At 41.2% G+C, this 26,981-nt stretch carries 27 protein-coding genes; 9 read left to right on the top strand and 18 right to left on the bottom strand.

Annotated features, from left to right (window positions below; all coding sequences use genetic code 11):
• Nucleotides 1–240: 240 nt before the first annotated feature.
• Complete coding sequence (locus FCL46_RS10305) at nucleotides 241–1,059, top strand: alpha/beta hydrolase (protein WP_136806394.1); 819 nt, start codon at nucleotides 241–243, stop codon at nucleotides 1,057–1,059.
• A 25-nt stretch (nucleotides 1,060–1,084) separates the two neighbouring features.
• Nucleotides 1,085–1,585 carry a deoxycytidylate deaminase gene (locus FCL46_RS10300; protein ID WP_136806393.1) on the top strand — a complete coding sequence of 167 codons (501 nt, stop codon included), beginning with the start codon at nucleotides 1,085–1,087 and terminating at the stop codon, nucleotides 1,583–1,585.
• Between the two features lie 4 nt (nucleotides 1,586–1,589).
• On the opposite strand, the gene thiL is transcribed toward FCL46_RS10300, so the two are convergent.
• Genes thiL through FCL46_RS10275 form a run of 5 tightly spaced genes read right to left on the bottom strand, consistent with a single transcriptional unit; the run spans nucleotide 1,590 to nucleotide 7,140 of the window.
• A complete protein-coding gene (gene thiL / locus FCL46_RS10295; protein ID WP_136806392.1) occupies nucleotides 1,590–2,588 on the bottom strand; it encodes a thiamine-phosphate kinase in 999 nt (332 codons plus the stop codon).
• Between the two features lie 50 nt (nucleotides 2,589–2,638).
• Entirely contained in the window at nucleotides 2,639–3,019 is a 381-nt protein-coding gene (locus tag FCL46_RS10290; protein WP_136806391.1) for a hypothetical protein, read from the bottom strand.
• Between the two features lie 34 nt (nucleotides 3,020–3,053).
• Nucleotides 3,054–4,766, bottom strand: a complete 1,713-nt coding sequence (locus FCL46_RS10285) for a DUF3352 domain-containing protein (protein ID WP_136806390.1) — start codon at nucleotides 4,764–4,766, stop codon at nucleotides 3,054–3,056.
• Between the two features lie 17 nt (nucleotides 4,767–4,783).
• Nucleotides 4,784–6,310, bottom strand: coding sequence for a YifB family Mg chelatase-like AAA ATPase (locus FCL46_RS10280; protein ID WP_136806389.1), 1,527 nt, complete (start codon nucleotides 6,308–6,310; stop codon nucleotides 4,784–4,786).
• 44 nt (nucleotides 6,311–6,354) lie between these two features.
• Nucleotides 6,355–7,140, bottom strand: coding sequence for a tRNA1(Val) (adenine(37)-N6)-methyltransferase (locus tag FCL46_RS10275; protein ID WP_136806388.1), 786 nt, complete (start codon nucleotides 7,138–7,140; stop codon nucleotides 6,355–6,357).
• 450 nt (nucleotides 7,141–7,590) lie between these two features.
• Here FCL46_RS10275 and queD point away from each other — a divergent pair, with 450 nt between their 5' ends.
• From queD to FCL46_RS10260, 3 genes are all read left to right on the top strand, one after another.
• Complete coding sequence (gene queD, locus FCL46_RS10270) at nucleotides 7,591–7,965, top strand: 6-carboxytetrahydropterin synthase QueD (protein WP_136806387.1); 375 nt, start codon at nucleotides 7,591–7,593, stop codon at nucleotides 7,963–7,965.
• A gap of 246 nt (nucleotides 7,966–8,211) precedes the next feature.
• Entirely contained in the window at nucleotides 8,212–9,489 is a 1,278-nt protein-coding gene (gene tviB / locus FCL46_RS10265; protein ID WP_136806386.1) for a Vi polysaccharide biosynthesis UDP-N-acetylglucosamine C-6 dehydrogenase TviB, read from the top strand.
• A 51-nt stretch (nucleotides 9,490–9,540) separates the two neighbouring features.
• Nucleotides 9,541–10,365 carry an RluA family pseudouridine synthase gene (locus tag FCL46_RS10260; RefSeq protein ID WP_167505804.1) on the top strand — a complete coding sequence of 275 codons (825 nt, stop codon included), beginning with the start codon at nucleotides 9,541–9,543 and terminating at the stop codon, nucleotides 10,363–10,365.
• A 10-nt stretch (nucleotides 10,366–10,375) separates the two neighbouring features.
• On the opposite strand, the gene FCL46_RS10255 is transcribed toward FCL46_RS10260, so the two are convergent.
• The 8 genes from FCL46_RS10255 to FCL46_RS10220 all read right to left on the bottom strand — a co-directional run bounded on the left by FCL46_RS10255 (nucleotide 10,376) and on the right by FCL46_RS10220 (nucleotide 17,681).
• Complete coding sequence (locus FCL46_RS10255; RefSeq protein ID WP_136806384.1) at nucleotides 10,376–10,672, bottom strand: Smr/MutS family protein; 297 nt, start codon at nucleotides 10,670–10,672, stop codon at nucleotides 10,376–10,378.
• A 1-nt stretch (nucleotide 10,673) separates the two neighbouring features.
• Nucleotides 10,674–11,810 (bottom strand): lipid-A-disaccharide synthase, encoded by a 1,137-nt coding sequence (gene lpxB / locus FCL46_RS10250; RefSeq protein WP_136806383.1) that lies wholly within the window; start codon nucleotides 11,808–11,810, stop codon nucleotides 10,674–10,676.
• Between the two features lie 17 nt (nucleotides 11,811–11,827).
• Nucleotides 11,828–12,802, bottom strand: a complete 975-nt coding sequence (locus tag FCL46_RS10245) for a Gfo/Idh/MocA family protein (RefSeq protein ID WP_136806382.1) — start codon at nucleotides 12,800–12,802, stop codon at nucleotides 11,828–11,830.
• Nucleotides 12,803–12,861: 59 nt separating this feature from the next.
• Nucleotides 12,862–13,569, bottom strand: coding sequence for an ABC transporter ATP-binding protein (locus tag FCL46_RS10240; RefSeq protein WP_136806381.1), 708 nt, complete (start codon nucleotides 13,567–13,569; stop codon nucleotides 12,862–12,864).
• Nucleotides 13,562–14,353 (bottom strand): ABC transporter ATP-binding protein, encoded by a 792-nt coding sequence (locus FCL46_RS10235; protein ID WP_136806380.1) that lies wholly within the window; start codon nucleotides 14,351–14,353, stop codon nucleotides 13,562–13,564. Before FCL46_RS10235 ends, FCL46_RS10240 begins: the two co-directional genes overlap by 8 nt.
• A gap of 21 nt (nucleotides 14,354–14,374) precedes the next feature.
• On the bottom strand, nucleotides 14,375–15,574 hold the full coding sequence (locus FCL46_RS10230) for an ABC transporter permease subunit (protein ID WP_176371599.1): 1,200 nt from the start codon (nucleotides 15,572–15,574) through the stop codon (nucleotides 14,375–14,377).
• A 12-nt stretch (nucleotides 15,575–15,586) separates the two neighbouring features.
• Complete coding sequence (locus tag FCL46_RS10225) at nucleotides 15,587–16,489, bottom strand: branched-chain amino acid ABC transporter permease (protein ID WP_136806379.1); 903 nt, start codon at nucleotides 16,487–16,489, stop codon at nucleotides 15,587–15,589.
• A gap of 73 nt (nucleotides 16,490–16,562) precedes the next feature.
• Nucleotides 16,563–17,681, bottom strand: a complete 1,119-nt coding sequence (locus FCL46_RS10220; protein ID WP_136806378.1) for a branched-chain amino acid ABC transporter substrate-binding protein — start codon at nucleotides 17,679–17,681, stop codon at nucleotides 16,563–16,565.
• A 191-nt stretch (nucleotides 17,682–17,872) separates the two neighbouring features.
• On the opposite strand from FCL46_RS10220, the gene lpxK reads away from it, so the two are divergent.
• Entirely contained in the window at nucleotides 17,873–18,919 is a 1,047-nt protein-coding gene (gene lpxK / locus FCL46_RS10215) for a tetraacyldisaccharide 4'-kinase (protein ID WP_136806377.1), read from the top strand.
• 263 nt (nucleotides 18,920–19,182) lie between these two features.
• Nucleotides 19,183–20,169 (top strand): UDP-3-O-acyl-N-acetylglucosamine deacetylase, encoded by a 987-nt coding sequence (gene lpxC / locus FCL46_RS10210; protein WP_136806376.1) that lies wholly within the window; start codon nucleotides 19,183–19,185, stop codon nucleotides 20,167–20,169.
• Between the two features lie 30 nt (nucleotides 20,170–20,199).
• On the opposite strand, the gene FCL46_RS10205 is transcribed toward lpxC, so the two are convergent.
• A complete protein-coding gene (locus tag FCL46_RS10205; RefSeq protein ID WP_136806375.1) occupies nucleotides 20,200–20,616 on the bottom strand; it encodes a secondary thiamine-phosphate synthase enzyme YjbQ in 417 nt (138 codons plus the stop codon).
• A gap of 512 nt (nucleotides 20,617–21,128) precedes the next feature.
• On the opposite strand from FCL46_RS10205, the gene FCL46_RS10200 reads away from it, so the two are divergent.
• Nucleotides 21,129–21,491, top strand: a complete 363-nt coding sequence (locus tag FCL46_RS10200) for a cell wall hydrolase (protein ID WP_136806374.1) — start codon at nucleotides 21,129–21,131, stop codon at nucleotides 21,489–21,491.
• Nucleotides 21,492–21,564: 73 nt separating this feature from the next.
• Here the strand turns inward: FCL46_RS10200 and FCL46_RS10195 are convergent, their stop codons facing one another.
• The 3 genes from FCL46_RS10195 to FCL46_RS10185 all read right to left on the bottom strand — a co-directional run bounded on the left by FCL46_RS10195 (nucleotide 21,565) and on the right by FCL46_RS10185 (nucleotide 24,374).
• Nucleotides 21,565–22,767, bottom strand: a complete 1,203-nt coding sequence (locus FCL46_RS10195) for a DegT/DnrJ/EryC1/StrS family aminotransferase (protein ID WP_136806373.1) — start codon at nucleotides 22,765–22,767, stop codon at nucleotides 21,565–21,567.
• 66 nt (nucleotides 22,768–22,833) lie between these two features.
• Nucleotides 22,834–23,682: a pantoate--beta-alanine ligase gene (gene panC / locus FCL46_RS10190; RefSeq protein ID WP_136806372.1), complete on the bottom strand. Its 849-nt coding sequence runs from the start codon at nucleotides 23,680–23,682 to the stop codon at nucleotides 22,834–22,836.
• Nucleotides 23,679–24,374 (bottom strand): tetratricopeptide repeat protein, encoded by a 696-nt coding sequence (locus tag FCL46_RS10185; RefSeq protein ID WP_167505803.1) that lies wholly within the window; start codon nucleotides 24,372–24,374, stop codon nucleotides 23,679–23,681. Before FCL46_RS10185 ends, panC begins: the two co-directional genes overlap by 4 nt.
• 756 nt (nucleotides 24,375–25,130) lie before the next feature.
• Between FCL46_RS10185 and xseA the strand changes: the two genes are divergently transcribed.
• Nucleotides 25,131–26,480: an exodeoxyribonuclease VII large subunit gene (gene xseA / locus FCL46_RS10180; protein WP_136806370.1), complete on the top strand. Its 1,350-nt coding sequence runs from the start codon at nucleotides 25,131–25,133 to the stop codon at nucleotides 26,478–26,480.
• Nucleotides 26,481–26,544: 64 nt separating this feature from the next.
• Here the strand turns inward: xseA and ndk are convergent, their stop codons facing one another.
• A complete protein-coding gene (ndk, locus tag FCL46_RS10175) occupies nucleotides 26,545–26,958 on the bottom strand; it encodes a nucleoside-diphosphate kinase (RefSeq protein ID WP_136806369.1) in 414 nt (137 codons plus the stop codon).
• Between the last annotated feature and the right edge of the window lie 23 nt (nucleotides 26,959–26,981).

Genomic DNA, 26,981 nt, shown 5'->3' with positions numbered 1-26,981 from the left:
AATTATCTCTATTCATAGAATAATAGTCAAATGAGCATATATATTTATACATTTACCAACGTGCAGCGGCCACCAAGGATTCGTAGCTTTAAAGCTCACCTCATCATTAAAGTTTTACATGCTTAAGGAACTCTCTTTGCCCAATGATGGTATATGGATTTTTTTATCTTTATACGGTACAGTGTCAGCCTACACTCACCGTATCAACTCTGGTTAAAACACATTCAATAGATGGAAATTATGTCAGATTACAGTAAACTTGACCGTGCTGAAGTACTCACACATATCTTTAACCCTCGTAAAGAAGAACGAACGCCTCTGGCTGAAAACAGTTGCGACTTTGACTGCACTGTTGAAGAAAATATTGTACTTGGATGTCGATTTCATGCTGCAAATACAGAAGCACCAACCATAATCTACTTTCATGGTAATGGTGAGACTGTGGCGGACTATGATTATGTAGCTTCCAAATATACTCAATTCGGTATTAATGTATTGATGACCACATATCGTGGTTATGGCTGGAGTACAGGATCGCCAACAGTCTCGACAATGCTATCCGATACAGACATTATTCTGCAGAAAGCACTTGCCTGGCTTGAAGAAAAGGGTTTTTCAGGGTCTGTTTTTGCTATGGGAAGATCTCTTGGTTCCGCAAGTGCTATTGATCTGACCAGCAGACATCAGGAGATCATTAAGGGGATAATAATAGAAAGTGGATTTGCTGACACTCTGCCGCTTATCGAAACCATGGGAATTAACGCCGAAGAAGCTGACTTACAGGAAGAAGACTGCTTTAATAATTCGGAAAAAATTGCCGAGATCACCATTCCGACCCTCATCCTTCACGGATCGCTGGACAAAACAATTCCTGCTCATCTTGCTGAGAAGCTTCAAGCATGCAGCGGTGCCAGAGCAAAGCAATTTCTTATTATACCCGGTGCCGAACATAACACGATGATTGAGACTGGTGGGGATCTGTATTATTCAACTATCAAAAGCTTTCTCGATAAAACCTGCGGAATAACCAAATGGCAATATCGTCGCAGAAAAGCATAATAAACCAACAGCGTAACGTAATATTATGAAACGTACTGATTATCTTCGTTGGGATGAATATTTTATGGCTGTAGCCCTACTCTCGGCCCAACGAAGTAAAGATCCATCCACTCAAGTGGGTGCCTGTGTAGCAAATGAACACAATAAAATTGTCGGAGTTGGATATAACGGATTCCCGTGGGGATGCTCTGACGATGAGCTCCCGTGGGAAAGAGAAGGTACGTATTTAAACACCAAGTACCCTTATGTGTGTCATGCCGAATTAAATGCCGTATTGAATGCAATCTCTACCGACTTGAGAAATTGCCGTATTTATGTGGGGCTATTCCCATGCAATGAGTGCACAAAAGTTATTATTCAGGCTGGAATTAGTGAAATTGTGTATCTGTCAGACAAATATAAAGATACTGATCAGGTAAGAGCTTCAAAGATTATGTTGGATAAATCACCTAACATTAGTTACAGACAGCTAAAAACAAACCTGGAAAGAGTCAATCTCTCTTTCCTTCTCCCTTCTGAAGAGTGACAGATTAAGCTGAATGTTCGTACCCCTGATACTCGATGTTAATCTCTTTACCTGAAGAAGTTAGCATCGAGACACCCTCCCCGTCGAATATTTCTCCAATTTTATGGATTGGGACATCAGAATTTCCTGCTACAAACTCTTCGAGCTTGTCCTCACAAGAATTGCGCACAACAAATAACAATTCATAATCTTCACCACCGCGTATCTGAAAAGCAACCTGCGACTGCTTTTCCACACTACAGAATGCTGATAACTCATTATCAGCAGGCAAAGCCGTTTCATCAATAACTGCACGCACGCTGCTAGCAGTACAGATATGGCTGAGATCAGTAGCAATACCATCCGAGATATCCTGCATGGCAGACAAATATCCACTTTTTCTAAGCAGATCACCCAGCACAACCCTGGGACTCGGGTCGAGGTGACGCTTAAGCAGAGCGGGCCATCGTGTTCTTAAGGTATCCTCAATGGAATAGTTTTCTGTTTGGCATATGTGCAAACCTGCTGCAGCTGAGCCAAGCACCCCTGAGACATAGATAGAGTCACCAGGATTGGCTCCACTTCTGCTGACAGCCATATTTTCGGTCACATCACCAATCATCGTTACAGAAAAGGTGAGCTGCTCAGCTGACACAGTATCACCACCGATGAGGATACAGTGATATTCATCAAGGATTGAAAGAACCCCCTCCATAAACCGGTCAATCCATTGCTTGTCGTATTTGGCGGATAACCCAATAGACAATAATGCGAATCTTGGCATTCCACCCATTGCAGCAACATCACTGATATTTACTGCAAAGGTTTTTCTTCCAAGAAGATAAGGGTCATGCCAGGATGTATCAAAATGGACATTTTCCACAAGCATGTCAGCTGTAAACAGCTGATCCATCCCGGCTCTTTGGCGAACTATTGCACAGTCATCACCAATCCCCTTTCGCAAATATTCATTTTCTCTTGTAGCCAGGGAAGAGATGAAATGTATTATGTTACGTTCTTGCATTAGTTCTACGATAGTTGCATTTGTTGACGATAAGTCGAAGCCGTACCACGTTATTTAACTCGCTTGAACGGTTTGATTTTGCCGGCAGGTTTAGTTACTTGGCACTTTTCTTTTGGATCAGTATGTACCTCTGAACTGCTGGAGAAATCAATCGCTTTTATAAACCGCTCCTCCCCGCCCATCGTAAAGACCTCCATACCGGTCATCTGAGCAGTCCGCAGAGTCCAGACCATTTCCTGTAAGGGGATTGATAGAACAGTGAAATGTACATGCCACCATTCATCTTTTCGGGAAAAGTCTCTCTCAACACCGGTCACTTTTGCATAAAGCAACATTTGCGGTTCTTTGGCAGCGATGAGTATTATATCTCCCTCAACCGTTGTGTCCTTAAAAGTAACAATTTTTTTTAGTTCTGATACAAGTTTTTCCATGCTCCTGTCACACCCTTCTATACAATCCTCATGATTAATGAGAAATTTCTGTTTTTGTTTCAATTATTATACGATCATTATCAATAACGGTCCGTGTTGCAACCTTCTTATACATTGCCATCCCGTAAAACAGGGGTTTAATAAGATTCTTCACCAGTTTTTTTGACCTTTCAGCAGCATCTCTATCCTGAATGGCAAGTAGAGTAGAACTCCAGCTGAACAAATCTGTCAAATGATTCAACAATGAGGCTTGATCAATATAACAGACTGAATTGTTAAACTTTTGAAAGCCAGGATCAATTTTAACAAAACCGCTGGAAGAAATAAGCCTGGAACCATTAACTGGCGTATCAATTATTGTTCTCAGCATATCCAGCGTGTTGGCGAATATCAGATACTCCCTATGTATTGCGTATACAGGTTGCAAGCTTTCCTGATCATATAGGCCCCAGTAAAAATATTCGATATCCTTATACTTTCTGCTTTGAATATTGATATCTAATTCGCCTAAACTTCTTTTAAGAACCTCACCTACTTTTTCAGTATCATTCAGTTTGATCATTAGGGCAAGATCAGGGATTGGTACAAATTGTTTTCGCTCACTCTGCTTCAATAATACACCAACGCTACTACTCAGCATACCAATCAACGTTTCAATTTCATATCCGGAAAAATCATTAACAATTTGTTTAATATTATTGACCTCAGTGTCATTACTACCCGCTTCAGCAACATACATTTCCCATAGCAATCGAATATTTAGCGTATTGGACCAATAATAAAAAAGTACATCCTTGGCAACAAAAGGAAGAGTAGCGTTTATAGATGATTTGGTTGAGATCATTTCACGAACCAGAGGATCCATAGCTTCTTTGTCAAAAGTCACATGGAACGTGTTATTGATTGTAGCCCCGCCCCTCCAGGAACCATATGCAATTGATGTGAGCCCTTTTAGAGAAGACATCTCTTCAAGAATTGCTTTTTCTTTGAGATCAGTTGATCGACGAGCTCCGTATTCAGCCAATGATTGTAAACCATCTATGGCAAAGTAAACAACCCGCTCGGCCCCTTTTAACTCAGCAGAAAATTCTTTAAAGTCTTTATCAGCAGCAAGAGATGATTCTTTATTATCAATAAACTGCAAAGCCTCACGTACAGTTCGTTCTTCAAAGCTTGCTATCATATAACCTTCAACAAAAACAACTGACAGGACACCGCGTTCAAGATAAAATCGTTTTATTAAATAGTTCCCATAAGGAACATCCTCGATCTGTATTTGATCTGAATATTGGGAAATGAGGCCTTCAAGGAAATCTATTCGAATTCTCGGCTTACTGATTAATACAAGATGTAATTCAAAAAATTCTTCCAGGCTCTGGGCAGTATTGGACCAGGATCGTTCTGGAAATAGCGCAACAACACACTTCTTCCCTAAGACCTCACTAATAAGCTTATTACTCTGTAGCTGATTAATGTATGCTGCTGCTCCTTCCACCATCATCATAGTACCGCGATTTACTTCAGCATCAGTCAGCACCTGCCGTAAATCTATTGAGGCAAGAGCTCCACCTATTCTGGATTTTTTAAAATTTGCTATCGCTTTAGCACCATCCTGCTGTTCCAAATACATAACAGTGTCGGCTGGGAGGAACGATGCAGGCCCACGTTTATCAACCGTTTGCCTTTCGAGAAGTGTAATACCAAGTATAAAAAGGGTTATGAACAGCAGGGCTGAAACTATACGCATTGGATTTCGGATCCTGTTTACAGAGAATTTCGCCGAAATTGAATTGCTTCGGCAATGTGGGATGGCTGAATGTTATCACTCCTGTCCATATCAGCAATTGTGCGGGCTATTTTCAGAATGCGATGATACCCTCTGGCAGAGAGACCAAGTTTCTCGACGCCTCTTCGAAGAAGATTTGAAGAGACCGTATCAAGTACACAATGTTGCTCGATTTCCCGTGTCCTCATCTGGCCATTACAATTTATTCCAACACAATTGGCAAAGCGTTTAGCCTGAATTTCACGGGTTTCATTCACCCTTTTCCGTATTTTTGCTGAGCTTTCTCCCTTCTCCTTACCACTCATTTCATCATATTGTAAAGCTGATACAGTGAGGTGTAGGTCTATCCTGTCAAGTAGTGGTCCGGAAACCTTACTTTGATATCGCTGAATTTGAGTTGATGTACACGTGCAATTATTTCGTCGATCTCCAAGGAAACCACAGGGACATGGATTCATAGCAACAATAAGAACAAAGTTTGATGGAAACGTGAGGGTCATGCTGGCGCGGGCTATGGTCACATTCCCATCCTCAAGAGGTTGCCGTAAAACCTCAAGAACATGCTTTTTAAATTCGGGCAACTCATCGAGAAACAATACACCATTATGTGCAAGTGATACTTCTCCTGGTTTTGGCTGATTACCTCCTCCGATTAAGCCGGCGTCAGAAATAGTATGATGAGGTGCTCTGAATGGCCTGTTCATTTTCACAGCATTTGCAGCATCATCAGATGAACTCACACTATAAATCTTTGTTGTTTCAATAATCTCATCGTACGTCATTTCAGGTAGTATTGTAGGAACTCTACGCGCAAGCATAGTTTTGCCGGAGCCAGGTGGTCCTTGTAGTAATAGATTATGACTTCCGGCTGCAGCTATTTCCAAAGCCCGTTTTACGTGCAATTGACCTTTGACCTCTGAAAAATCAACATGATGGCGAGAATTGTCCTCATCGCTTTTAATTGAAACTAGAGAAAGACGCGATATTTGGGCATTTCCAAGAAGATATTCCACAGTATCCGGCAGGGTTTTCACCGCCAATATGTCTATATCATCTGCTACTATTGCAGCTTCAGTGATATTACCTTCTGGAATTATGAATCGTTTGATCCCCGCATCACGTGCCGCGATGAGCATGGGTAACAAACCTTTGACCTTTCGTACACTGCCATCAAGAGACAATTCACCAGTAATACACGTTTTTTCGAAGTTGTAATCAGGGAAATAATCAGACGCAGCGAGGATCCCTATTGCTGTTGGCAGATCAAACCCTGCACCCTCTTTTTTCACATCAGCCGGTGCAAGGTTCACTGTTATCCGTTTATTGGGAAAATCATATCCGCAATTTTTAATCGCAGCCTTAACCCGATCTTTATTCTCTCTAACCGCACTGTCAGGCAGTCCAACAGTGGCAAAAACCGGTAACCCAAGAGACACATCAACTTCAACATCAATAATGAGACCACTCACACCTAAAGGTGTACAACTAATTATTTTTGCGAGCATAATTGAGAATATATATAAAATCAGAGAGATGAAGAAGTTGAAAGCTACCTAAAGCTGAAATTGGAGTGGGCCATGTACAATCGTTGCATTTCTGAACTGTAGCTTCCATTTTTTTCAGAATAGACATAGAAAGGTTGGTGTATCTTCACGCCTCTTCCGCCATTCTTGATACATTTAACGAGCACAAGCTTTGCATCTTTAGTCGAGTCTGGATAGCTGTAAATAAACTGTATGCTTTTAAGTGTTAACCGTGCTTCGGCGAGCGCTCCTGTCAGTTCAGTAAACATTTCTGCAGGGTAAATAAAAACTACTGACCCACGATTTTGGACTGCAGTCGATGCTGCACGAATGAATTCATCCAGAGAACCAGCAATTTGATGTCTGGCTATTCTCGATTCATTGTCCAAACTTTGACGTCCACTCTCAACATGATAAAAAGGAGGGTTACAGACTACATGACTAAATGATTCTGCTCTAAAATAATTGAGGATATGTTTTACATCCCCAAGATGAGAGGTACACGTATCATCAAATCCGTTAGCTGAGTAATTATAGTCGGCAAGACTTTTCAGGGAGGGTTGAATTTCCAGGGAATGAAGAGAACTGATCAACTCTGACCAGCGGTACATCATCACCAAACCTATAATTCCGCAACCACATCCAAGATCAAGAATTTTTTCGCCTTTTGCAGGAGTATGAAAATGCGCTGCAAGGACTGCATCTATCGAAAACCTATACCCTTTTTTATGCTGACGGCACTTTAAAGATCCATCAAATACTGTATCATCTGTATATTCCTGGCATATTTCTTTTGTTGTATTCAACGTCATGATATGAATTCCGGTACATGTTTTAGTGAAAGCTAATGTTCTATGAATATTTATGATAAAAATGTTCGAGAAAATACATTGAATGCAAATTTTGACTGGTCTGAAAATTAACACATATTACTAGACGTGCTGCCTCCCCCCTCCCACTGCAACCTATCCTGATTTTTTTAAGGTGCAGGGAGATGCATACACTCCATTTTTAAAGAGTATTTCTGACAAAACAGCTACATCGCTGTGATTACAGCAAGATAAGCTATCAAAAAAAAGATTCTAGTGATAATCGCAGCTTTGCAATACGTTGCTATACAATCATATTCACTGAATTTTCTTTTTTTTCTGGAATATGGCCGAAATCATTATTATATAATGTGATTCCAATGCAAATCAGATTTTATATGACATACACTGTGAAATTTTACAGATTACAATTCATCTTCACCGGAGATCACCATGTTTGATATCTTCATAAAAACACATTTTGCAGGTGCACATCACCTAAGAGACTACCCCGGTGATTGCGAACACCCACATGGTCATAACTGGAAAATAGAGGTAACTGTACGTGCCACTGAACTTGATCATCTTGGAATGGGAATAGATTTTACTATCCTGAAACGTCATGTTAAAGAAGTAATTGATACCATTGATCATTGCGACCTCAACAAGCATGAGGCTTTCCTTGTGCTTAACCCATCTTCAGAACATATCGCAATGTATATTTATGACAATCTCGTTAAAAAACTCAAGCACGATCGCTACTCGCTATACAGTGTTTCAGTTTCTGAAACCGATAATCAGGGCCTTATTTATTATGGTAACAAATAGTTGCATCCATAACTGATTAATGCTGCCGATTAACAGATCCGGGAAAGCTGAATTTGAGACATTGCCCTGTTTTTGAGGAAAATGTCCCAACCAGTTTTTCTGGAAGCATTTTTCATGTGCCGGAGGCTCTTAAAATAGAATTTGACTTTATTAAGCGTATAATGCATTAATTCCAGATTGTTAATTGACTTAAAATAGTTGCCATCTCGTAATTCATTCATTTCTCATAATTTCAGGATCAGTATAATGAAATCTTTACAGGATTCAAAACTCTGTATTATTGGTTTGGGGTATGTCGGTTTGCCTTTAGCTGTTGAATTTGGGAAGAAGTTCCCTACAACTGGATTTGACCTCAATACACACCGTATAGCTGAGTTAATCTCTGGAACTGACGCAACTCTTGAAGTTTCCGACGAAGAAATGGCGGAGGCATCTCAATTAAAATATACAGCTTCCCTGGATGATATTAGAGATTGCAATATATATATTGTAGCCGTACCCACACCCATTGATGCAGCGAAGAGGCCTGATTTCGCTCCACTTATCGGGGCATCACGTACAGTAGGCGCATGCCTGTCGCCCGGCGATATCGTAATATATGAATCAACTGTGTTCCCCGGCGCAACCGAAGAGGTGTGCGTACCTATACTTGAAGAAATATCCGGTCTTAAATTTAATGCAGACTTTTTCTGCGGCTATTCTCCTGAAAGAATTAACCCTGGTGATAAACAACATCGGTTGCCTTCGATCGTCAAGGTCACTTCAGGTTCAACCCCGGAAATAGCTGATTTTGTAGATTCTCTTTATAGTGAAATAATTACTGCCGGTACGTTTAAAGCAAGCTCAATAAAAGTTGCTGAGGCTGCAAAAGTAATTGAGAACACTCAGCGAGATGTAAACATTGCTCTTGTTAATGAGTTGTCACTGATATTTGACAAACTTAACATCAACACATTGGAAGTACTTGAAGCAGCTGGTACAAAATGGAACTTTCTGCCGTTTCGGCCAGGCCTCGTCGGAGGACATTGTATTGGGGTTGATCCCTACTATCTCACCCACAAAGCACAGGAAGTGGGATACCATCCTAGCATGATTCTTGCTGGAAGAAGAACAAATGATCAGATGGGGCATCATATAGCTGCTAGCGTCATTAAATTACTTTTACAAAAGAAAATTGATACGACGATATGTAAAGTATTGGTTATGGGACTCACCTTCAAAGAGGACTGCCCGGATCTGAGAAATACTCGCGTTGTTGATATCATTGCTGAACTCAAGGAATTTGGTGTAGAAGTAGATGTTCACGACCCCTGGGTTGATCATGAAGAAGCGAAAGCAGAATACAAACTTGATCTTGTTAAAACACTCGAACCAGAGACCTATGACGCATTAATAGTGACAGTTGCACATAAACAATATAAGGCAATGACCGTCACGGATTTAAGAAGGTTATGCAAGCAACGATCGGTCATTTATGATGTGAAAAGCATGTATCCTGCAAATGAAACTGATGGAAGGCTTTAATTACCCGATTCCATATTTAGACGTTAAATTTTATTTTTTAATCCGGTTATTTTGAATTTAGTAAAGCATGTCAAAGTCAAGGCTCCTGCTCTTTTAGTGGATCTGCTTGCAGAATCAACTGGATTATCAAAATCTGGTATAAAAGACTGCCTCATTAAAGGAGCAGTCTTTCTTAATCGGCCTGGAAAAAAAGAACAGAGAATTCGAAGAGCAAAATTTTCAGTTCGTTCCAAAGATCGTATTTCAATTTACTATAACGAATCGATACTCAAACAAATCCCACCAACCCCGCTATGCCTCTATAAGGGAACGGAATACTCTGTATGGAATAAGCCGTCAGGTTTATTGAGCCAGGGAACCCAGTATGGGGATCATTGTTCACTGCTCCGAATTGCTGAAAAAACTCTATCAGGTGAGGTCAAATCTATTCACCTAGTTCACCGACTGGATAGAGATGCTTGCGGTATAGTTCTTTTAGCTCATAATACTGTTGCAGCCGCAGCAATATCGGATCTTTTTAAGCGGGGTAAAATTGAGAAAAGGTATTGCGCAGTAGCGCTTGGTCTGGTTGCACAGGAAGGAGAAACATTCAGAATAGACACTTCACTTGATAATAAAAATGCAATTACTGAAATTTCAGTGCTTCGACATGACACTGAAAAATGCCAGACCATACTTGATATAAACTTACTGACAGGTAGATATCATCAAATTCGCAGGCATTTATCATCTATCGGCCACCCGCTTGTTGGTGATCGAAAATATGGAAATCCTCAAGGAGAGGATTTGCATCTGGAAGCATATATGCTGTCCTTTTATTGTCCTTTCAGCAAAAGTAAGCACGTTTTCAGGTTGCCTGAAAAACGATACTCATAACAGTTCTCTTTCAAGCTTGATCACCGGGAAGCAAATGCACTATCGTCGCCCCCCATCCCCCCGCATCATTGCCAGCAAGACTATAACTGATCACAGCTTTATTACGATCAAGTAAAGAATGAACCGCCCTTCTGATATTTCCGATACCTTTCCCATGTATGAGTCGTATTTCCAGTATGTTGAGAGATCGGCATTCTGAAATATAGTCAGGAATGAGTGTTTTTAGATCTTTAGGAGAGAAGTGATGTAAATCAAGGACCCCATCAATTGGAATATGCACGGCATCATCATCTTCCTGATCAATCATGTTAGCATTCTCCAAGCATCTTTAATGCCAGGTCAGCAGCTTTTTCGGAAGCTCCTTTCTCACCCATTCGAGATCTCACATGAGCAAGTCCTTCTTTCATTTCGACTCTTTTCGTGTTTTCTGAAGTGAGGGTAAAAAGCCAATCAGCAATAATGTCAGGTTGCACTTCGTCCTGCAAAAGCTCTGGGACAATCTCTTTTTCTGCAATAAGATTTACAAGCGAAAAATGCTCCATCTTAATAAGCATCTTACCAATGTGATAGGTGAGTGGTGTAAACTTATACGTTACAACCATTGGCACGTCGAGTAAGGCCAACTCAAGAGTTACAGTGCCCGATGCGGCCACAACTGCTTCACATGCGGCCATCAGATTATACCTGTCATCATGAATAATCCGGATATCCAGATCTTTTGTATAGTTTGCAACTCCGCTATCAAAAAGCTGTTTTTCTGAAATAGTTGAAGCCAGGGGGATTAAAAATGTGATCTTTTCAGAGGATCTATTTTGAAGTTTTTCTGCAGCTGCAAGGAATATTGGCAAAAGAGTCGAGACCTCGCGCGATCGGCTACCTGGCAAAAGTCCGACACATCGAGACTGAGGATTTATATTATGTCGTTGGTAAAAGGTCTGTTTATCTTCTGCTACTGTGACTGAATCGAGTAGAGGGTGGCCGACATAGTTTGCGATTACCCCATGCTTTCGAAAAAAGTTCTCTTCAAATGGAAGTATGACCCCGACTGTGTCCACATATTTGGCAATAGTTTTGACCCTGCCTGTTCTCCAGGCCCAGACCTGTGGGGAAATATAATAAAAAACAGGAATACCAAGTTTTTTGGCTTTTCTGGCAATAAGGAGATTGAAATCCGGAAGATCAATGATGATAAGTAGATCAGGAGGAGAAACCTCCATATGTTTTCTGAGGATCTTCTGGCCACGAAGAATATCAGGAAGTCGTGAAAAAACCTCAACAATGCCAACGACAGATACTTTGTCAGCGTCAAAAAGCAGATCGACCCCGGCCTTATCCATCTCACTCCCACCCATTCCGGTGAAAGTGAGATTATTGCATTTGTGCTGCATGGCTTTAACAAGATTAGCCCCATGCAGATCGCCGGAGGCCTCTCCGGTGACTATCATTACAGATTTCACAGAGATTAATTATTGAAATAGTCTTTAAAAACTTCAAGATTCTGATGTTCTTTAATCTGGCTCATTACCTCGAGCGCAACTGCAAGAGCACGTCTTCCTTCGTGACCTGAAACAGATGGTTTGGTGCGATTGCGAACATTCTCAACAAAGTGCTCAATCTCGCTCCTCAATGCATCGCCATCAGAGAATGCATTGACCTTAACATCCTGCTTAGGCATCCCGGAATCCATCAACTCCTTTTTTAACTGGATGGTCATCACCTTTTTATTGGCGAAATCCACATTAATATACGAGCCGGGTTGAAATATTCGCATTTTACGAATATTTGTTCGTGATATTCTACTTACTGTGACGTTAGCTGTCGCACCATTTTCGAATATTATGCGGGCATTTGCGATGTCGGTGGTAGGAGTGGCTACCGGCGCACCAACTGTGTGAATAAGCTTAATTGGAGATTTAACAATATTAAGAATGATATCAATGTCATGGATCATAAGATCCAACACAACATCAACATCAACACCTCTGTTTTTGAACACAGAAATGCGATTGCTCTCTATAAAAAGCGGATGAGTCAAGAACGGCTCCATCGCTTGTACTGCCGGGTTGAAACGTTCGAGATGTCCAACCTGAAAAATTAATGATTTCTTCTCAGCCTTGGCAATAAGGTCATCGGCTTCCTCAAGAGTCACTGTAATTGGTTTCTCGAGTAGAACGTCGATCCCCAGCTCTAAACAATCGCTTGCGACTGCATGGTGAAGGCTCGTTGGTACTGCGATGGAAACAGCATCAACAAGAGGTAGAAGATCTTTATAATTTGTATATGCCTTACATGAACACTCGGATGCGACACGATTAATCTGTTCTTCATCAAGGTCAGAGACTCCTACCAGCTCTACTCCCTCAAGTGCTGCATATTTTTGAGCATGAAACCTACCAAGATACCCAACACCAATTACGCCAACTTTTATTGTTCCCATTCTGGGGTGTGCTCCTTTTTGCAGGTGTACTCTCATTTAGTCACCTGAAATCGTTCTTATCAGATACCAAGGTAGGCTTTCTGCACATCCTGATTGGACAGAAGGTCTTCAGCAGGACCACTTAATGTGATGCCGCCGTTTTCAATAACATAACCCCTGTCTGCAATATGCAGTGCCTGATTGGCATTCTGTTCAACCAGAAAAATTGTTGTATTATTTTCCTTGTTAATCTGCTTGATGATCTCAAAAATCTGTTTAATTACGAGTGGTGCCAGTCCCATTGACGGTTCGTCAAGTAAAAGCAGCTGAGGTCGGGCCATTAACGCTCTGGACATGGCAAGCATTTGCTGCTCACCACCGCTCAACGTACCTCCATCCTGAGTTTTTCTTTCTGCAAGAATAGGAAAAAGGTCGAATACATATTCCAGATCTTTTTTGATCCCAGCTTTGTCATTTCTCAGAAAAGCCCCCATGTCGAGGTTCTCCTGAACAGTGAGTTGAGGAAATATATGTCTGCCCTCTGGCACCTGACATAGACCCATCTTTACTATATTATCAGAACTGCTGGACTGAATTTCCTCTCCATTAAACAAAATTCTTCCAGATCTGCAAGGGACAACTCCTGAGATAGCCATCAGGGTTGTACTCTTTCCAGCCCCGTTAGCCCCAATCAGAGTGATGATCTCTCCCTGGTTAATTTCAAGACTTACATCCTTCAGTGCCAGGATATTGCCATAACCCGCCTGTACATTTTCTAATTTAAGCATCTACATCCTCACCTAAATATGCCTTGATAACTTCAGGGTTGTTACGGATTTCTTCAGGGCTTCCTTCAGCTATTTTTTTGCCATAATCCATAACACAAATCCTGTCCGACAAGGTCATTACAAGCTTCATGTCATGTTCAATCAAAAGTATTGCCTGACCGTCATCAGAGATTTCGTTAATCAGAGCTATGAGTTCCTGAGTTTCCTGCGGATTCATTCCAGCAGCAGGTTCATCAAGAAGCAGTAGCATCGGCTCTGTTGCAAGAGCACGCGCAATCTCTAAACGTCTCTGCGCACCATAGGAGAGGTTTTCTGCAAATTCATTTGCAACATCAGCAAGGCCGACTTTTTCGAGCAGGCTGTAGCTCATCTGCATGATTTCCTGCTCTTCGCGACGAGTTGAACTTGTCCTGAGAATTGCACCGAAAATAAAACTTTTAGTCCGGCAATGTCTGCCGATCATAACATTTTCCAAAACAGTCATTTTTGAAAAAAGTCTGATGTTCTGAAAAGTTCTGGCCAAGCCCTTTTCGGTGACCTTATTGGGTTTAATACCCTTTATAGAGATTTCCTTACTTTGCCCGGAAGGTGTCAATAAAACATCACCGGCAGTTGGGGTGTAAATTCCAGTAACACAGTTGAAGAAGGTGGTTTTTCCAGCTCCATTTGGACCTATCAGCGCAACAATTTCTCCGCTACTGACTTTAAGGTCAAGGGAATTCAGCGCTCGAATTCCGCCAAAATCCATCGTCAAACCACAGACATTAAGAATAGGTTGTTTCATAATCCTGGATTAAATCTGTAATTATTTTTTCTCAAATCTGTATGTGCGACGGATATTTGAAATCAGTCCCTGAGGTCTGAAAACCATCATACACACTAAAATTGCACCAAAGGCCAACATTCTGTATTCTGATAACGCCCGCAGGTACTCAGGCATAAGGATAAGAATAAAAGCACCCAGAATTACACCAACAATTGAGCCCATACCACCCAAAACAACAATTGACAGAATGATAGCGGATTCGAGAAATGTAAAACTCGCAGGGTTGATGAATGTGGTTTTCGCTGCAAACATAACTCCTACAATTCCAGCCCAGAATGCACCAAGTGAAAATGCGACAAGCTTGGTTTTCCGCTTGTCTATGCCCATAGCCTGGCATGCAATTTCATCTTCTCTTAATGCAATCCATGCACGTCCCATCCTTGAGTCCTGTAGTCGATTAACAACAAATATTGTTACAATCACAAAGAGAATCATCAAATAATACGTATATATTATCGATGACTCGAGACTCAACTCTACGCCAAAAAATCCGGGGCGGGCTATATTGGAGATACCACTTGGACCTTGTGAAAAATCGCCCCAGTTCTCAAGCACTAACCGAATGATCTCACCAAATCCAAGAGTAACAATGGCCAGATAATCGCCACGAAGCCTAAGCACAGGAAAGCCGAGAAGAATTCCAAATATTGCTGCAAATATTCCGCCAAGTGGAAGAACTTGCCAGAAAGTTAAACCGAAGTGATAATTTAATAATGCATATGAATAGGCACCGACAGCATAAAATGCGACAAAACCTAAATCGAGCAGACCTGCAAGTCCAACAACGATATTCAAACCCAGTCCGAGGACAACATACATTAAAGCAGTTGTCATTACATTGGTTTGATATGTCGAAAAAATGTACGGAAAAACAATTGCTACAATTGCTAATCCAGAAACAAGACCAGCACGCTGTTTAGGGTTTTGCAATATTTTGTGAATAAAGGAACCCTTACCATCATTACTTGAGCTTTCGGTTCTATTATCTTTTTTCTGTTGTATAAATTTTACAATGAGATAAATGGAAAAGACACCTATCGCCATATACAGCGCATTGTGCCATCTCCATTCAATTGTCCGTTCTATCGGGTCAGCTTTAATAACTATCATTGGAAAAGTTAAAAAAACGAACCAGAGAGAAGTTAGAAACCCTTTCTTCAATTCTTTTATTTGAAACATAGCTGAAAACTCTTACACTTTCTGGCTGGTTGACTTGCCGAGAAGGCCTGATGGTTTAAAAATAAGAATGAGGACAAGCAGAGAAAAGGCAAAGACATCCTCATAGTCACTGGAGACATAGCCGGTGGCAAAACTTTCTGTAAGCCCAAGAATGAGACTACCAAGAACCGCCCCCGGAATAGAACCAATTCCACCAAGAACCGCTGCTGTAAACGCCTTGATTCCCGCAATAAAACCAATATAAAAGTTAATCTGGCCAACATGGGAGGCAATAAGCAGACCGCCTATTGCAGCAAGTGCAGACCCGACAATAAATGTCGCTGAAATAACATTGTTGACATTGATACCGACCAGGGTAGCCATTGTCCTGTCTTGTGCTGTTGCCCTCATAGCCTTGCCGATCTTACTGAATTTAATAACGAATGTAAGAATCAACATTGTTATCACTGTCGTAACAAGAATCACAAGATCTGTGGTTCCGACAATATGAGCAACCGGCTCCATAAACATAAAGTCAGGTATTAATTCAGGGAAAGGCTGGAAATCTGAAGTCTGAGCGAGTAACACGTAATTCTGGAGAAAAATAGACATACCAATTGCACTGATAAGAGGCGATAATCGTGGTGCGTGTCTCAGTGGTTTATATGCAATTTTCTCAATTGTGTATCCGTATGAACTGGACCAGACAACTGCAGCAATACCGGCTATAACAACAATAGCCAATAAAGGAAATCCGTAGATCGAAAGGACGGTAGCAACAATAAAGGCTGTAAAGGCTCCTATCATGTATATTTCGCCATGAGCGAAATTAATTAGGCCGATAATACCGTAAACCATGGTGTACCCTAACGCGATTAACGCATAGATAGAACCCCTGGTTAAACCACTAAATAGCAACTCTATAAAATATTCCATAACTACATAAAAAAAATCTGAAGTAAACACGTATGTGCTTACTTCAGATATGTAAAGATTGTTATAAATGCAATTATTTAACTACTACATATGCACCATTTTCAACAACGTACATTGAGAAGCCAACTCCGATCGCATCACCATTTTCATCAAAGTTAATAGTTCCTACAGGAGTATCAACTTTTTCAGTCTGAAGAACTTTCTTCAAAGCATCAAGTTCAGTGGAATCTGCTTTTTCGATTGCGTTCAACATAACAAGTGTAGCAGCATAGGCACCATCAAAGAATGCACCAGGGTCACTTGAGAAAGCTGCTTTGTGCTCTTCTTTTGCTTGTGCAGAAAGAACATTAGCTGAGTTGTCCTGTGGGCCTGCAGCATATACTCCCTCTGCAGCAGAACCAGCTACTTTGATGAAAGTGTCATCTTTTACACCATCATCAGAAACAAATTTTGTTTTGAGACGTTTCTTTTTCATTACTGAAACGATTTTTGACGCTTCTGGATGATACCCACCAAAAACAACCACATCTGCTTTAGACTGCTTGATTTTCTGTACAATTGCAGAGTAGTCCATGGCGCCAGGTGTAATACCTTCAAAAAGTACAACCTCACCTTTACCACTTGTTTCTACATATTTCTGAGCACCTTCAGCCAGAGGTTTACCGTAATCACCTTTATCGTGAATGATAGCAATTTTCTTAAGTCCAAGCTTATCTATTGCAAAATCTACCATTGCTGGTGACTGAGCAGCGTTAGGGGCGATTGTTCTGAAGAAGTTAGGATAGTCTCCACTGAGAGTTAACACATCGCTGGTCGCAGAAGGTGACATTACCAGGACACCGGCATCTTTATAGATAGGCATTGCAGCTTTTGTTGCACCAGAGCAGATATGGCCAAGAACTACATCAACCCCATCAGATACAAGTTTTGTAGCTGTATTGGTTGAAATTTCGGGCTTACAGACATCATCTTCAATTAACAGTTCAACCTGCTTGCCGTTAATACCACCATTAGCATTAACTTTATCAATTACAATTTTTGCAGCATTAACTGTTGGTAATCCGTAGGACGCCAAATCGCCACTATGGGGTCCAGCTACACCAAATTTGATTGTATCAGCTGCGGAGCATATTACTGGGGCAGACATTGCCATACAAAAGGCTGTAGCTGCAACAAGCATTTTCTTCTTCATCGGGTTCTCCTCCCTCTTTTGTTTTTTTAGATCGCGATTTAAGCAATTTCAGATAGATTTCCAAAAGGAATTTGCATTTAAAACGCGTACTGCGTACAAAGGTTGTATTCTTTTTATTAAGCATTTCTGAAAAAAGAAAGTAAAAAGTATTTTTGCCTATTTTTTTTAACCAGTTCAACAGATTCAGATTAATGATGAAGCCATTAGATGCATTTTTTCTTGCAGGACGTTTAGTAAGTCCTCTCTATAGTTTTGTAATGAGAATTCGTTCAGCGATGTATCAAGCAAAACTTTTGCGTGTAGAATACCTGCCAGTGCCTGTCATATCAGTAGGCAATCTCACCATGGGAGGCACAGGAAAAACACCTACTGTACGACTTATCGCCGAATTACTTTTAGAGAATGGATTTTCACCAGCAATCATCAGTCGAGGGTATGGCGGGACAGCAAAATCACCAGTGAATATAGTTTCAGATAGGAACACAGTCCACCTGTCCCCTGAAGAAGCTGGAGATGAACCCTTTATGCTGGCATCAACATTAGAGGGTATTCCGGTGTTAACGGGGAAAAAGCGTATTTTTCCATGTCGTTACGCTGTTGAGAATCTCAACTGTAATTTAATTATTCTCGATGATGGATTTCAACACATGTCAGTCCATCGCGATGTGGATATCGTTCTTTTTAACGGTACAAGTCTCGCTGGAAATGGCAGAGTATTTCCAGGTGGAGAGCTAAGAGAGCCTTACAATGCGCTCAAAAGAGCACACCTGTTTATGATAACAGGCGTTACTGATCAAAACGCGTTTGCAGTTGATGAATTTACAACTTTCCTTAAAAAGGATTATCCGGGGGTACCTGTTTGTATATCAAATAATATAGTAGCAGGTATCTTTGATAAAAACGGGAAGTCCATTACGGAATTCGGGTCTCATACGTACTTTACGTTTAGTGGAATAGCCCACCCTGAGCGCTTTCTTCATAGTATGCAACAATACAACATCAGTGTTTCAGGAAATGTTACGTTTAACGATCATGCAACATATACGCAAGAAGCATTAAACACTCTTGTTGGCCGCGCTAAAGAAAGCTCTGCATCAGCAATCCTTACCACTGAGAAAGATATTGTCAAAATTAGAGAATATGACATCGACTTTCCGCTACACTATTTGAAGATTTCTGCTTCAGCAGCATCATCTTTTTATGAGTTCCTGCAAACAGAAAAATTCATAAATCCCTAGTGAACACAAGTATTTTTTCCCATGAAACAGACCTCTGCTAATCGATGTTTTTTTAGCACAGTGTTGTGTGCAATCCGACACACAAACTATTATGTCCAAAATGACACATTGACAATGAGCTCGAAAGCACGAACAAATTCTTTGTTTTTTCAGAACGATAGGCATGGTTTGACGATAACTCAAAGCCAAGACACACTACTGGCCTGCATGTTGCATAGATAGGGTAATCGTTGATTTTTTTCTATTACTTAAAGGAAATAAGCATGTCGTTGCCACTTGATCCATACCAATATACATTAAAAAATGCCGTATCCTGCTGTGGTGTCGGTTTGCATTCTGGTCGAACAGTAAACCTGACAATAAAACCGGCTTCAATTGATAATGGGATACGTTTTTTTCGATCAGACCTGGCCCCCGGCAAACCGATCAAAGCGCACATGAATAAAGTTGTAGACACGAGACTTGCCACCACTATCGGCGAAGACTCATGTACTGTATCCACTACAGAACATCTTATGGCAGCCCTCAAAGGGTACGGTATCGATAATGTCGACATCGAGATTGACTCAGGTGAAGTACCAATCATGGATGGCAGCGCCGAACCTTTTTTTCTGATGATTAAGAAGTCCGGCAAGAAACGTCAAAGTGGATTACGCAAAGTACTGCGCATAACTAAACCTATACACTACACCGAAGGTGATAGCCGTGTATCGATAACCCCTTACAATGGGCTCAAAGTCACAGGCGAAATTCAATTCGATGACACATTTATAAAAACCCAAAAGTACTCAATTAATCTTTATGCAGATAAATTTGCTAAGGAGATTGCACGAGCCAGGACTTTTGGGTATGTCGAGCAGGTTGAAGAACTCTGGGCCAACGGACTGGCTTTAGGTGGGACTCTTGAGAATGTCATCGCAATTCACTGGAATAGAAAATCGATTTTAAACGAAGACGGTCTCAGGTTTGACAATGAATTTATTCGCCACAAGGTGCTAGACCTTATTGGCGACATAGCATTACTTGGCTGTCCAGTCCTTGGTCACATAGAAGCCTATAAAGCTGGACACACTCAACATCTTGGCTTTATGCAAGCTATCGCTAAACGGCCAGATTGCTGGGAACTCATTGAGATGAAACAGAATGGTGCACATTCGGTTTTCAATCATGTAGTAAACGGCACGAAAGTAGCTGCAGAAGACCTGATAATGCCTTTCTTGACCGGTGCACCAACACCTGCAACCGTCTAGACCCCACATTATAAATAATAGGTGAGCAACTTACTCACCTATTATTTTAACAAGCACTCTTTTCGGCCTTCGGCCATCAAATTCTCCGTAAAATATCTGTTCCCAGGTTCCGAAATGTAATTGACCGCCTGTTACGGCAATTGTAACTTCACGGCCCATTATCTGTCGTTTCATATGCGCATCAGCATTATCCTCATACCCGTTATGCTTATACTGGTCAACAGGCGCATGTGGAGCAAGCCTTTCCAGCCATTTCTCATAATCCTCATGCAATCCGGGTTCATCATCGTTGATAAAGACTGACGCCGTTATATGCATAGCATTGCAGAGCAACAATCCTTCGTGTATTCCACTCTCCTGTAGGCAACGCTCAACATCCTGGGTAATATTTATTAATCCCCTTCTTGTCGGTACTTCGTACGTCAATTCTTTATGATAAGCTTTCATTTATCAATCCTCCATGTTGTGTATTATTTAGTATCTAAGAGTCTTTGCTAAAATAGACACTCCTAATATCATTTCTCATATGATTGTTAATATTAATAACAACCAGGCCTTGTAATAATGATAAATAATACCAATATTATGCCTATCACGACTTTGCACTCGAAGTGCTTTTCCATCATCACCTGATTTGCAATGCAAATATATTTCTCAACTGTATTTTTTTCATTGTTAATGTTCAGCAAAATGCATAGCTATTTCCTGGGCCCTGCACTTTTAATCAAGTAAACGCAATTACCAGGAAATACAATTCCATTGACCTTGATGGTAAGTGGTGTATATTAGGGTTAGTCTTTTGTCATCCCCTGATACAGCTAAGCGATTCGTACTATTATCAATTAATTAGATTAAAATAACACACCAGATAATTATATAACAACTTTATACTAGGCGGCAACTTATCATCAAGCCAGTATCAGGAATAGTTATTTTTATTAGTTTTATGGAGGTAAATAGTGTCAATACTGGAAGGATTACTATGGTTGACCTTGAACGTATATCATGAAGCCCGATCAGAACCCCAAGTCGGGCAGGTCGCAATTGTACATGTAACCCTGAACCGGGCGAAAGAGAAAAACCTGCCGATTAAAGCAATCGTTACCCAACCCTATCAGTTCAGTTGGACATTCCAGAAGGAGTCGTACGTCCCCAATGATACAAAGGCATTTCTGGAATGCCTTCAATCTGTTTACGTTGCTCTTCAGACTGCAGATATAACTGAGGGATCGACCCATTACCACCTTGACTCGGTGAGCCCCTACTGGGCTTCACAGTACACCTATGTAGATCAGTTTGGGTCGCATAAGTTTTATAAATAGAACGTATTTTAAAAAAAAAAGGCCGTACAGATATTTCCCTGTACGGCCTTTTTTTTTACTTAAAAAGTCTAACTTAAAGTGTTTTAGCCTTACGCAGCGCCGCGCACATATCATCAAGGCGCTGGCTATCCATCTTGATCGGTACAGGATAGACGAGGGTTCTGCCTATTATATCTGCAGACTGAGGCAAAACCTCTTTGTCATACACAACTCGTCGCTTACCACCAGGCTCTGCAAAGGGCCAACCTGATTTAACTGGTGTTGAACCTGCAAGCAGATGTTCCCATGCAGGGTAGAAATGCCAGCTATTTTCCGCAAAATTTATAGCTCCGCATCCTTCAGCTCTAAGCATTTCATTCACTCGGGAACAATGCTCCTGATCACGTAGGCTGAAGCAGCAGAATGTCGCGGTATCACCTTCAGGATCTACCAGTTCCCTCGGAGCTGAACCCGGGATTTCAGAAATCGCTTCCAGCAGTCTGTTTTTAGTAATTTTCTGCGCTACAATCATTGACTTGAGTTTTGCCAACTGAGCGATACCAATTGCTCCCTGAAGCTCCATCATTCGATAATTAGACCCAATAAAGCGACGCCCTTCCCCGCCGCGTGCCCCTGGATTTACCTTATGATCATGTCCATGATCCTGATACTCTGACATTGTTCTCCAGAGTTCTTCATCATCGGTGATAATCATTCCGCCTTCGCCAGTGGTCATTGTTTTCACAGAATCAAAAGAAAAGGTTCCGCATCGACCAAAAGTTCCAAGGTATTTGCCACGAATATGGCCACCTGCCGCCTGAGCGGTATCCTCAAGGACAGGAATATTCTTTTCGGTTGCAATGGCAACAATCTCTTCTACTTTTGCCTGTGCACCGAGCATGTGTACGGGGATAATACATGCGGTTTTATCGGTGATCTTCTTTTTGAGATCTTCGGGATCCATGTTCATTGTTGCATCAACTTCTGTAAACACAGGGATAGCTCCAACCTCCAGGATAGCCTCCCAGGTAGCAACAAAAGTGAATCCCTGGGTAATAACTTCATCTCCCGGTCCAACACCCATTGCTGTCAATGCAACCTTCAAGGCAGCGGTGCCAGAAGTAACAGCCTGCCCGAAACCAGTCCCGCAAAAGTTGGCAAACTTTTCTTCAAATTCTTTTACTTTATAAACCCCTTTGCGTTGCTCTGGGAATTCATATCTAAAAAGCACTCCTGTATCAAGCACCTCAAGTATTTCTTTCTTTTCTTCTTCTCCGAATATTTCGAAACCTGGCATATCTTACTCCTTATAAAAGCCTGATACATGGCCAAAAAACTACCTGACCATCAGGCATTAATCGTTTTATAATGGTGAATTATCAATTAATCGAACTTTATTATTCACCTTCATTGCAAGAGCCAATACAGCTTCACTATCTGCAACATCTACAGGTTGCAGGGTCTGTTTGTGCACGACACTCACATATTCAACACGACACGACGGATTTTTTTCAATTCTATCCTGTGCCATCTTTACTATTTCGTCACTTGCTATAGAACCGCCATGCTTATAAACCATCTTTTTGGCTTCAAGTATCGCTTCAAAAAGACATGTTGCAAGCTGTCTTTCATTTTCATCAAGATACTTGTTTCTAGAACTCATCGCCAAGCCATCAGATTCTCGAACAATAGGGTGACCAATGATTTCAATATCAAAGTTCAAGTCTGAAACCAGCTGCCGAATCAATGCAAGCTGCTGGTAATCTTTTTGTCCAAATATGGCAAGGTGAGGTTGTGTGATATTAAATAACTTTGTTACTACTGTCGCAACACCGTCAAAATGACCTGGCCTGTCAGCACCGCACAATCCCTTAGACAAAAGGTTTACTGAAATTGATGTCTGAAAATCATCACCGTATATCTCTTTAGTCTCAGGGCAAAACATTACATCAACGTTCTCCGACTTTGCAAGAGACTCATCTCTTTCAAAATCACGGGGATACGCATCAAGATCCTCATTGGGACCAAATTGCATCGGGTTGACAAAAAGCGTAGTGATGACTTTATCACATCTGCTTCTTGCCAGACGCATCAGCGACAAATGCCCCTCATGAAAAAAGCCCATAGTAGGTACGAGACCGATGCTCAGCCCCTGCTTATTCCATTCACGAGACAACCGCTGCATCTCCATTACTGTTTGAACTATTTTCACTGTCGAGCCTTAATCCGAGCAATTTTTTCTTCTATAAATGCCTTGGCATTACCAGCATTATTGTTGTCACCGATCACTGCAAGGTATTGGCCGTAAATTCCAAGCGCTTTATCCAGCTCCCCTTGAGTCTCATATATTCGAGCAATTCCGGTATATCCAGTAAGCTGATACCCATCAAGGTCTTTCAATTTTTCAAAACCGGCAAGAGCTGCTTCGTAATCCTTTTTAGCCTCCTCAGCCTGAGCCAGACTAAATAGAGTAAGACCGAAAAGCGGGTTGTCTGCCTTCAAGCTATTGTGGATGTCAGCATACATAGTAGCAGCAGCGTCATAATTCTTGGTCTTCATTTCAAGATGAGCCAATTCTACAGTCGCCCATACAGCCGAATCCGTTCCTGAATAGTTATCAACTACTCTTTGAAGTGCGTTTTTCTGCTCTTCACCGGATTCCTTTAGAGCAAGTGCAAGATTCGAAGCCGCATTCTCGATTTTCTTTTCTTTGTAAGAATCGTATAAGGAAACAGCAACTATAAGCGAAATAATTACAGCAAGCACAATCTGGACAGCTCTCTTGTTCGCACGCAGAAATGCAATCACTTTCGGTGGAAGATTAAAGTGTTCAAGCAACCCTTCTACATCGCTCTGATCCTTAGGGTCTACATAACGTTTTTCAAAAGCACTCTGACCTGACATATAACACTCCGACAATTTAACGAATAAAGGAAAGGTACACCTCATGCAAACCTACATCCGGGGCACCACATAGCTGAAGTTATTGAACCGTATTCCTGAGCTGAGCCAGGGAGTAAAAAGGGTACACTTTATATCCGCGATACAAAATGCTAATACCTTTATCCGCCCAATATACAATGGGGAAATGGACCATTCAGCGAGGTAAAAGTCAAGGACAAACAAGAGAGCATATCCTCTTCATTTCTGACACGTTAACAGCAGTTTTTTATCCAATGCAGAATATATAAAGAGATCGTCTTTTTCAACGATAAATCAGGATGTCATGCTCGATACGTTCTAGTTTATATACTTTTACGGTAACATAAAAGTAACTACTTACAGGTTAAACGACTTGGTTTTATAAACCTCGGCATTTGTAGCTGCTTACAGGGTGCCAGAGATTTTCGCAAGCAGACTGGTGAAGCGTATATGTCATACGTAAACCAGACTGATCGCGGAAAGATTTGGTGCCCTGTGAGCAGTTACGCATAAAACTACTATGCTTCTAACCAAAGTCATGGTTTAGGCCCTTGCATGATTTCAATCAACTGGGTATGACAATATATCTTTACTGTGCAATTTAATTACCTTTCAGGAATTCACATCTATTACAATAAGCTTAAGATTATGTTGAAAAAATATCGTGATATCGAAAGCATAGATTCACTCACTTTTGTTTAGTCACTACCAGACCACACATTACTCACTAAGGCTCCAATGCAGATCGATTTCCAAAATTCAGTCAGGACAGTCTCTCAACTCACATCTGAGATCAAATCACTTCTTGAGAGAAATTATCGATTCACCTCTGTGAGTGGAGAAATTTCAAACCTTAAAACCCCTTTTTCAGGACATCATTATTTCACCCTAAAGGACAGCAATGCACAGATTCGCGCAGTAATGTTCAAGGGGCAGCAACGATACCTCTCAGAACCCCTACGCGATGGACAACAAGTTATTTGCCGTGGCAGGATCTCTGTGTACGAGCCGAGAGGAGAGTACCAGATTATTATCGACTCCATAGAGCAGTATGGCGCTGGTGTATTGCAGGCAAGATTTGAAACTCTCAAGAAAAAGCTATTAGACGAAGGGCTTTTTGATAGTAATCACAAAATTGAAATCCCCCCCTTCCCTGCAAAAATAATTGTTATTTCATCGCCAACCGGAGCTGCCATTCAGGATTTTCTGAAAATATGCAGACAACGAAAAACTACCAGTCACATTCAGATTTTCCCTGTCCCTGTACAAGGAGAATCTGCGGCTGGAGAAATAGCACGGGCTATAGATCTGGTAAATCACGATATCGATTGTGACGTGATTGTTCTTTGCCGCGGTGGCGGCTCAATTGAAGACTTATGGGCATTCAATGAGGAAATCGTTGCCAGAGCCATCTATAGATCAAAGATCCCGATTATTACAGGCATTGGCCATGAAACAGATACAACAATTGCTGACCTTGTTTCTGATCGCAGGTCTCCTACTCCTACCGGCGCTGCAGAGTCAATAATACCCGATGTTCATCGATTGGAAATACAACTGCAAACGGCACGTTTACGATTAAAACGGATAGTAACTCAGCATGTGGCTCTTGCAGACAAATCTGTGCGCCAACAAACACGACTGCTTGCAAACTATCGAAACATTATTGAAAAGCTGTCCTTCAGAGTTGATCTCAACATTGATACGTTCGAAAAAATATCTCGGACCTATTTTGAAAAAAGGCAGGAAAAGCTCAATAGACTGACCTCAAGGCTTGAACACCAGGCTCCTCTCAATCAAATCGAACTACAACAACAGCAGCTTCGTCATTTACGATCCAGACTGGAGAACAGCATTTTTTCTGGTTTAAACACAAATGAAGAGCGATTAAAACGAGTAGCTTTACTCATGCAGGGTGTTAGCCCGCTTTCGACGCTGGCCAGAGGCTATTCTATCGTTCAGAAGCGAGATAAAAACACCGGCAAGCTCAATACTGTAACACGTAGTGAGCAGGTAGATCTGGGGGATGAATTGAGAGTATTACTAGATAAAGGAAAACTGTATTGTGAGGTGAAAGAGAAGGAATAATATCTTAGTAGATACCCACAGGGCAGTTTTTATAAAAACATCTGCCCTGCAAGATCACAAGCATTTACAGCAATTCAAGTCCTGAGAAGAAATAGCCAATTTCAAATGCGGCTGTTTCAGGTGCATCTGAACCATGTGTAGCGTTTTCACCTACAAATGTTCCAAATTCTTTCCTCAAAGATCCTTCGGCGGCCTCATCCGGATTAGTAGCCCCCATCAGATCCCGCCATTTTTTGATTGCTCCATCAGCCTCAAGTACCATTACTATGCATGGTCCACTGCTCATGAAATCTGTCAGTTCATCGAAAAACGGTTTTCCCTCATGTACATAATAAAAGCCCTTTGCTTCAACTTCACTCATGTACAGTTTTTTCAAGCCAACTACTTTGAAGTCTTCTGCGTAGATACGTGCAAGAATTTTACCAGCGTTCCCTGCCCTGAATGCATCAGGTTTGATAATTGCAAATGTTCTTTCCATTACAGTTCCTCTCTGAAGATAGT

This window comes from Desulfosediminicola flagellatus (assembly GCF_005116655.2).
Lineage (GTDB): Bacteria > Desulfobacterota > Desulfobulbia > Desulfobulbales > Desulfocapsaceae > Desulfopila > Desulfopila flagellata.
This window is presented reverse-complemented; position numbering and strand designations above follow the sequence as displayed.

What these genes read in the sequence shown, in the direction of transcription:
- FCL46_RS10275 (WP_136806388.1), bottom strand. Translation starts at nt 7,140, where the DNA reads ATGACGTTGAATACAACAAAAGAAATATGCCAGGAATATACAGATGAT.
- FCL46_RS10240 (WP_136806381.1), bottom strand. Translation starts at nt 13,569, where the DNA reads ATGCTTAAATTAGAAAATGTACAGGCGGGTTATGGCAATATCCTGGCA.
- thiL (WP_136806392.1), bottom strand. Translation starts at nt 2,588, where the DNA reads ATGCAAGAACGTAACATAATACATTTCATCTCTTCCCTGGCTACAAGA.
- FCL46_RS10245 (WP_136806382.1), bottom strand. Translation starts at nt 12,802, where the DNA reads ATGGGAACAATAAAAGTTGGCGTAATTGGTGTTGGGTATCTTGGTAGG.
- lpxK (WP_136806377.1), top strand. Translation starts at nt 17,873, where the DNA reads ATGATGAAGCCATTAGATGCATTTTTTCTTGCAGGACGTTTAGTAAGT.
- FCL46_RS10305 (WP_136806394.1), top strand. Translation starts at nt 241, where the DNA reads ATGTCAGATTACAGTAAACTTGACCGTGCTGAAGTACTCACACATATC.
- FCL46_RS10280 (WP_136806389.1), bottom strand. Translation starts at nt 6,310, where the DNA reads ATGCTCGCAAAAATAATTAGTTGTACACCTTTAGGTGTGAGTGGTCTC.
- FCL46_RS10195 (WP_136806373.1), bottom strand. Translation starts at nt 22,767, where the DNA reads ATGCCAGGTTTCGAAATATTCGGAGAAGAAGAAAAGAAAGAAATACTT.
- queD (WP_136806387.1), top strand. Translation starts at nt 7,591, where the DNA reads ATGTTTGATATCTTCATAAAAACACATTTTGCAGGTGCACATCACCTA.
- FCL46_RS10185 (WP_167505803.1), bottom strand. Translation starts at nt 24,374, where the DNA reads ATGTCAGGTCAGAGTGCTTTTGAAAAACGTTATGTAGACCCTAAGGAT.
- FCL46_RS10285 (WP_136806390.1), bottom strand. Translation starts at nt 4,766, where the DNA reads ATGCGTATAGTTTCAGCCCTGCTGTTCATAACCCTTTTTATACTTGGT.
- FCL46_RS10225 (WP_136806379.1), bottom strand. Translation starts at nt 16,489, where the DNA reads ATGGAATATTTTATAGAGTTGCTATTTAGTGGTTTAACCAGGGGTTCT.
- tviB (WP_136806386.1), top strand. Translation starts at nt 8,212, where the DNA reads ATGAAATCTTTACAGGATTCAAAACTCTGTATTATTGGTTTGGGGTAT.
- FCL46_RS10220 (WP_136806378.1), bottom strand. Translation starts at nt 17,681, where the DNA reads ATGAAGAAGAAAATGCTTGTTGCAGCTACAGCCTTTTGTATGGCAATG.
- FCL46_RS10290 (WP_136806391.1), bottom strand. Translation starts at nt 3,019, where the DNA reads ATGGAAAAACTTGTATCAGAACTAAAAAAAATTGTTACTTTTAAGGAC.
- FCL46_RS10255 (WP_136806384.1), bottom strand. Translation starts at nt 10,672, where the DNA reads ATGATTGATCAGGAAGATGATGATGCCGTGCATATTCCAATTGATGGG.
- xseA (WP_136806370.1), top strand. Translation starts at nt 25,131, where the DNA reads ATGCAGATCGATTTCCAAAATTCAGTCAGGACAGTCTCTCAACTCACA.
- FCL46_RS10300 (WP_136806393.1), top strand. Translation starts at nt 1,085, where the DNA reads ATGAAACGTACTGATTATCTTCGTTGGGATGAATATTTTATGGCTGTA.
- FCL46_RS10205 (WP_136806375.1), bottom strand. Translation starts at nt 20,616, where the DNA reads ATGAAAGCTTATCATAAAGAATTGACGTACGAAGTACCGACAAGAAGG.
- FCL46_RS10230 (WP_176371599.1), bottom strand. Translation starts at nt 15,574, where the DNA reads ATGTTTCAAATAAAAGAATTGAAGAAAGGGTTTCTAACTTCTCTCTGG.
- lpxB (WP_136806383.1), bottom strand. Translation starts at nt 11,810, where the DNA reads ATGATAGTCACCGGAGAGGCCTCCGGCGATCTGCATGGGGCTAATCTT.
- FCL46_RS10235 (WP_136806380.1), bottom strand. Translation starts at nt 14,353, where the DNA reads ATGAAACAACCTATTCTTAATGTCTGTGGTTTGACGATGGATTTTGGC.
- ndk (WP_136806369.1), bottom strand. Translation starts at nt 26,958, where the DNA reads ATGGAAAGAACATTTGCAATTATCAAACCTGATGCATTCAGGGCAGGG.
- lpxC (WP_136806376.1), top strand. Translation starts at nt 19,183, where the DNA reads ATGTCGTTGCCACTTGATCCATACCAATATACATTAAAAAATGCCGTA.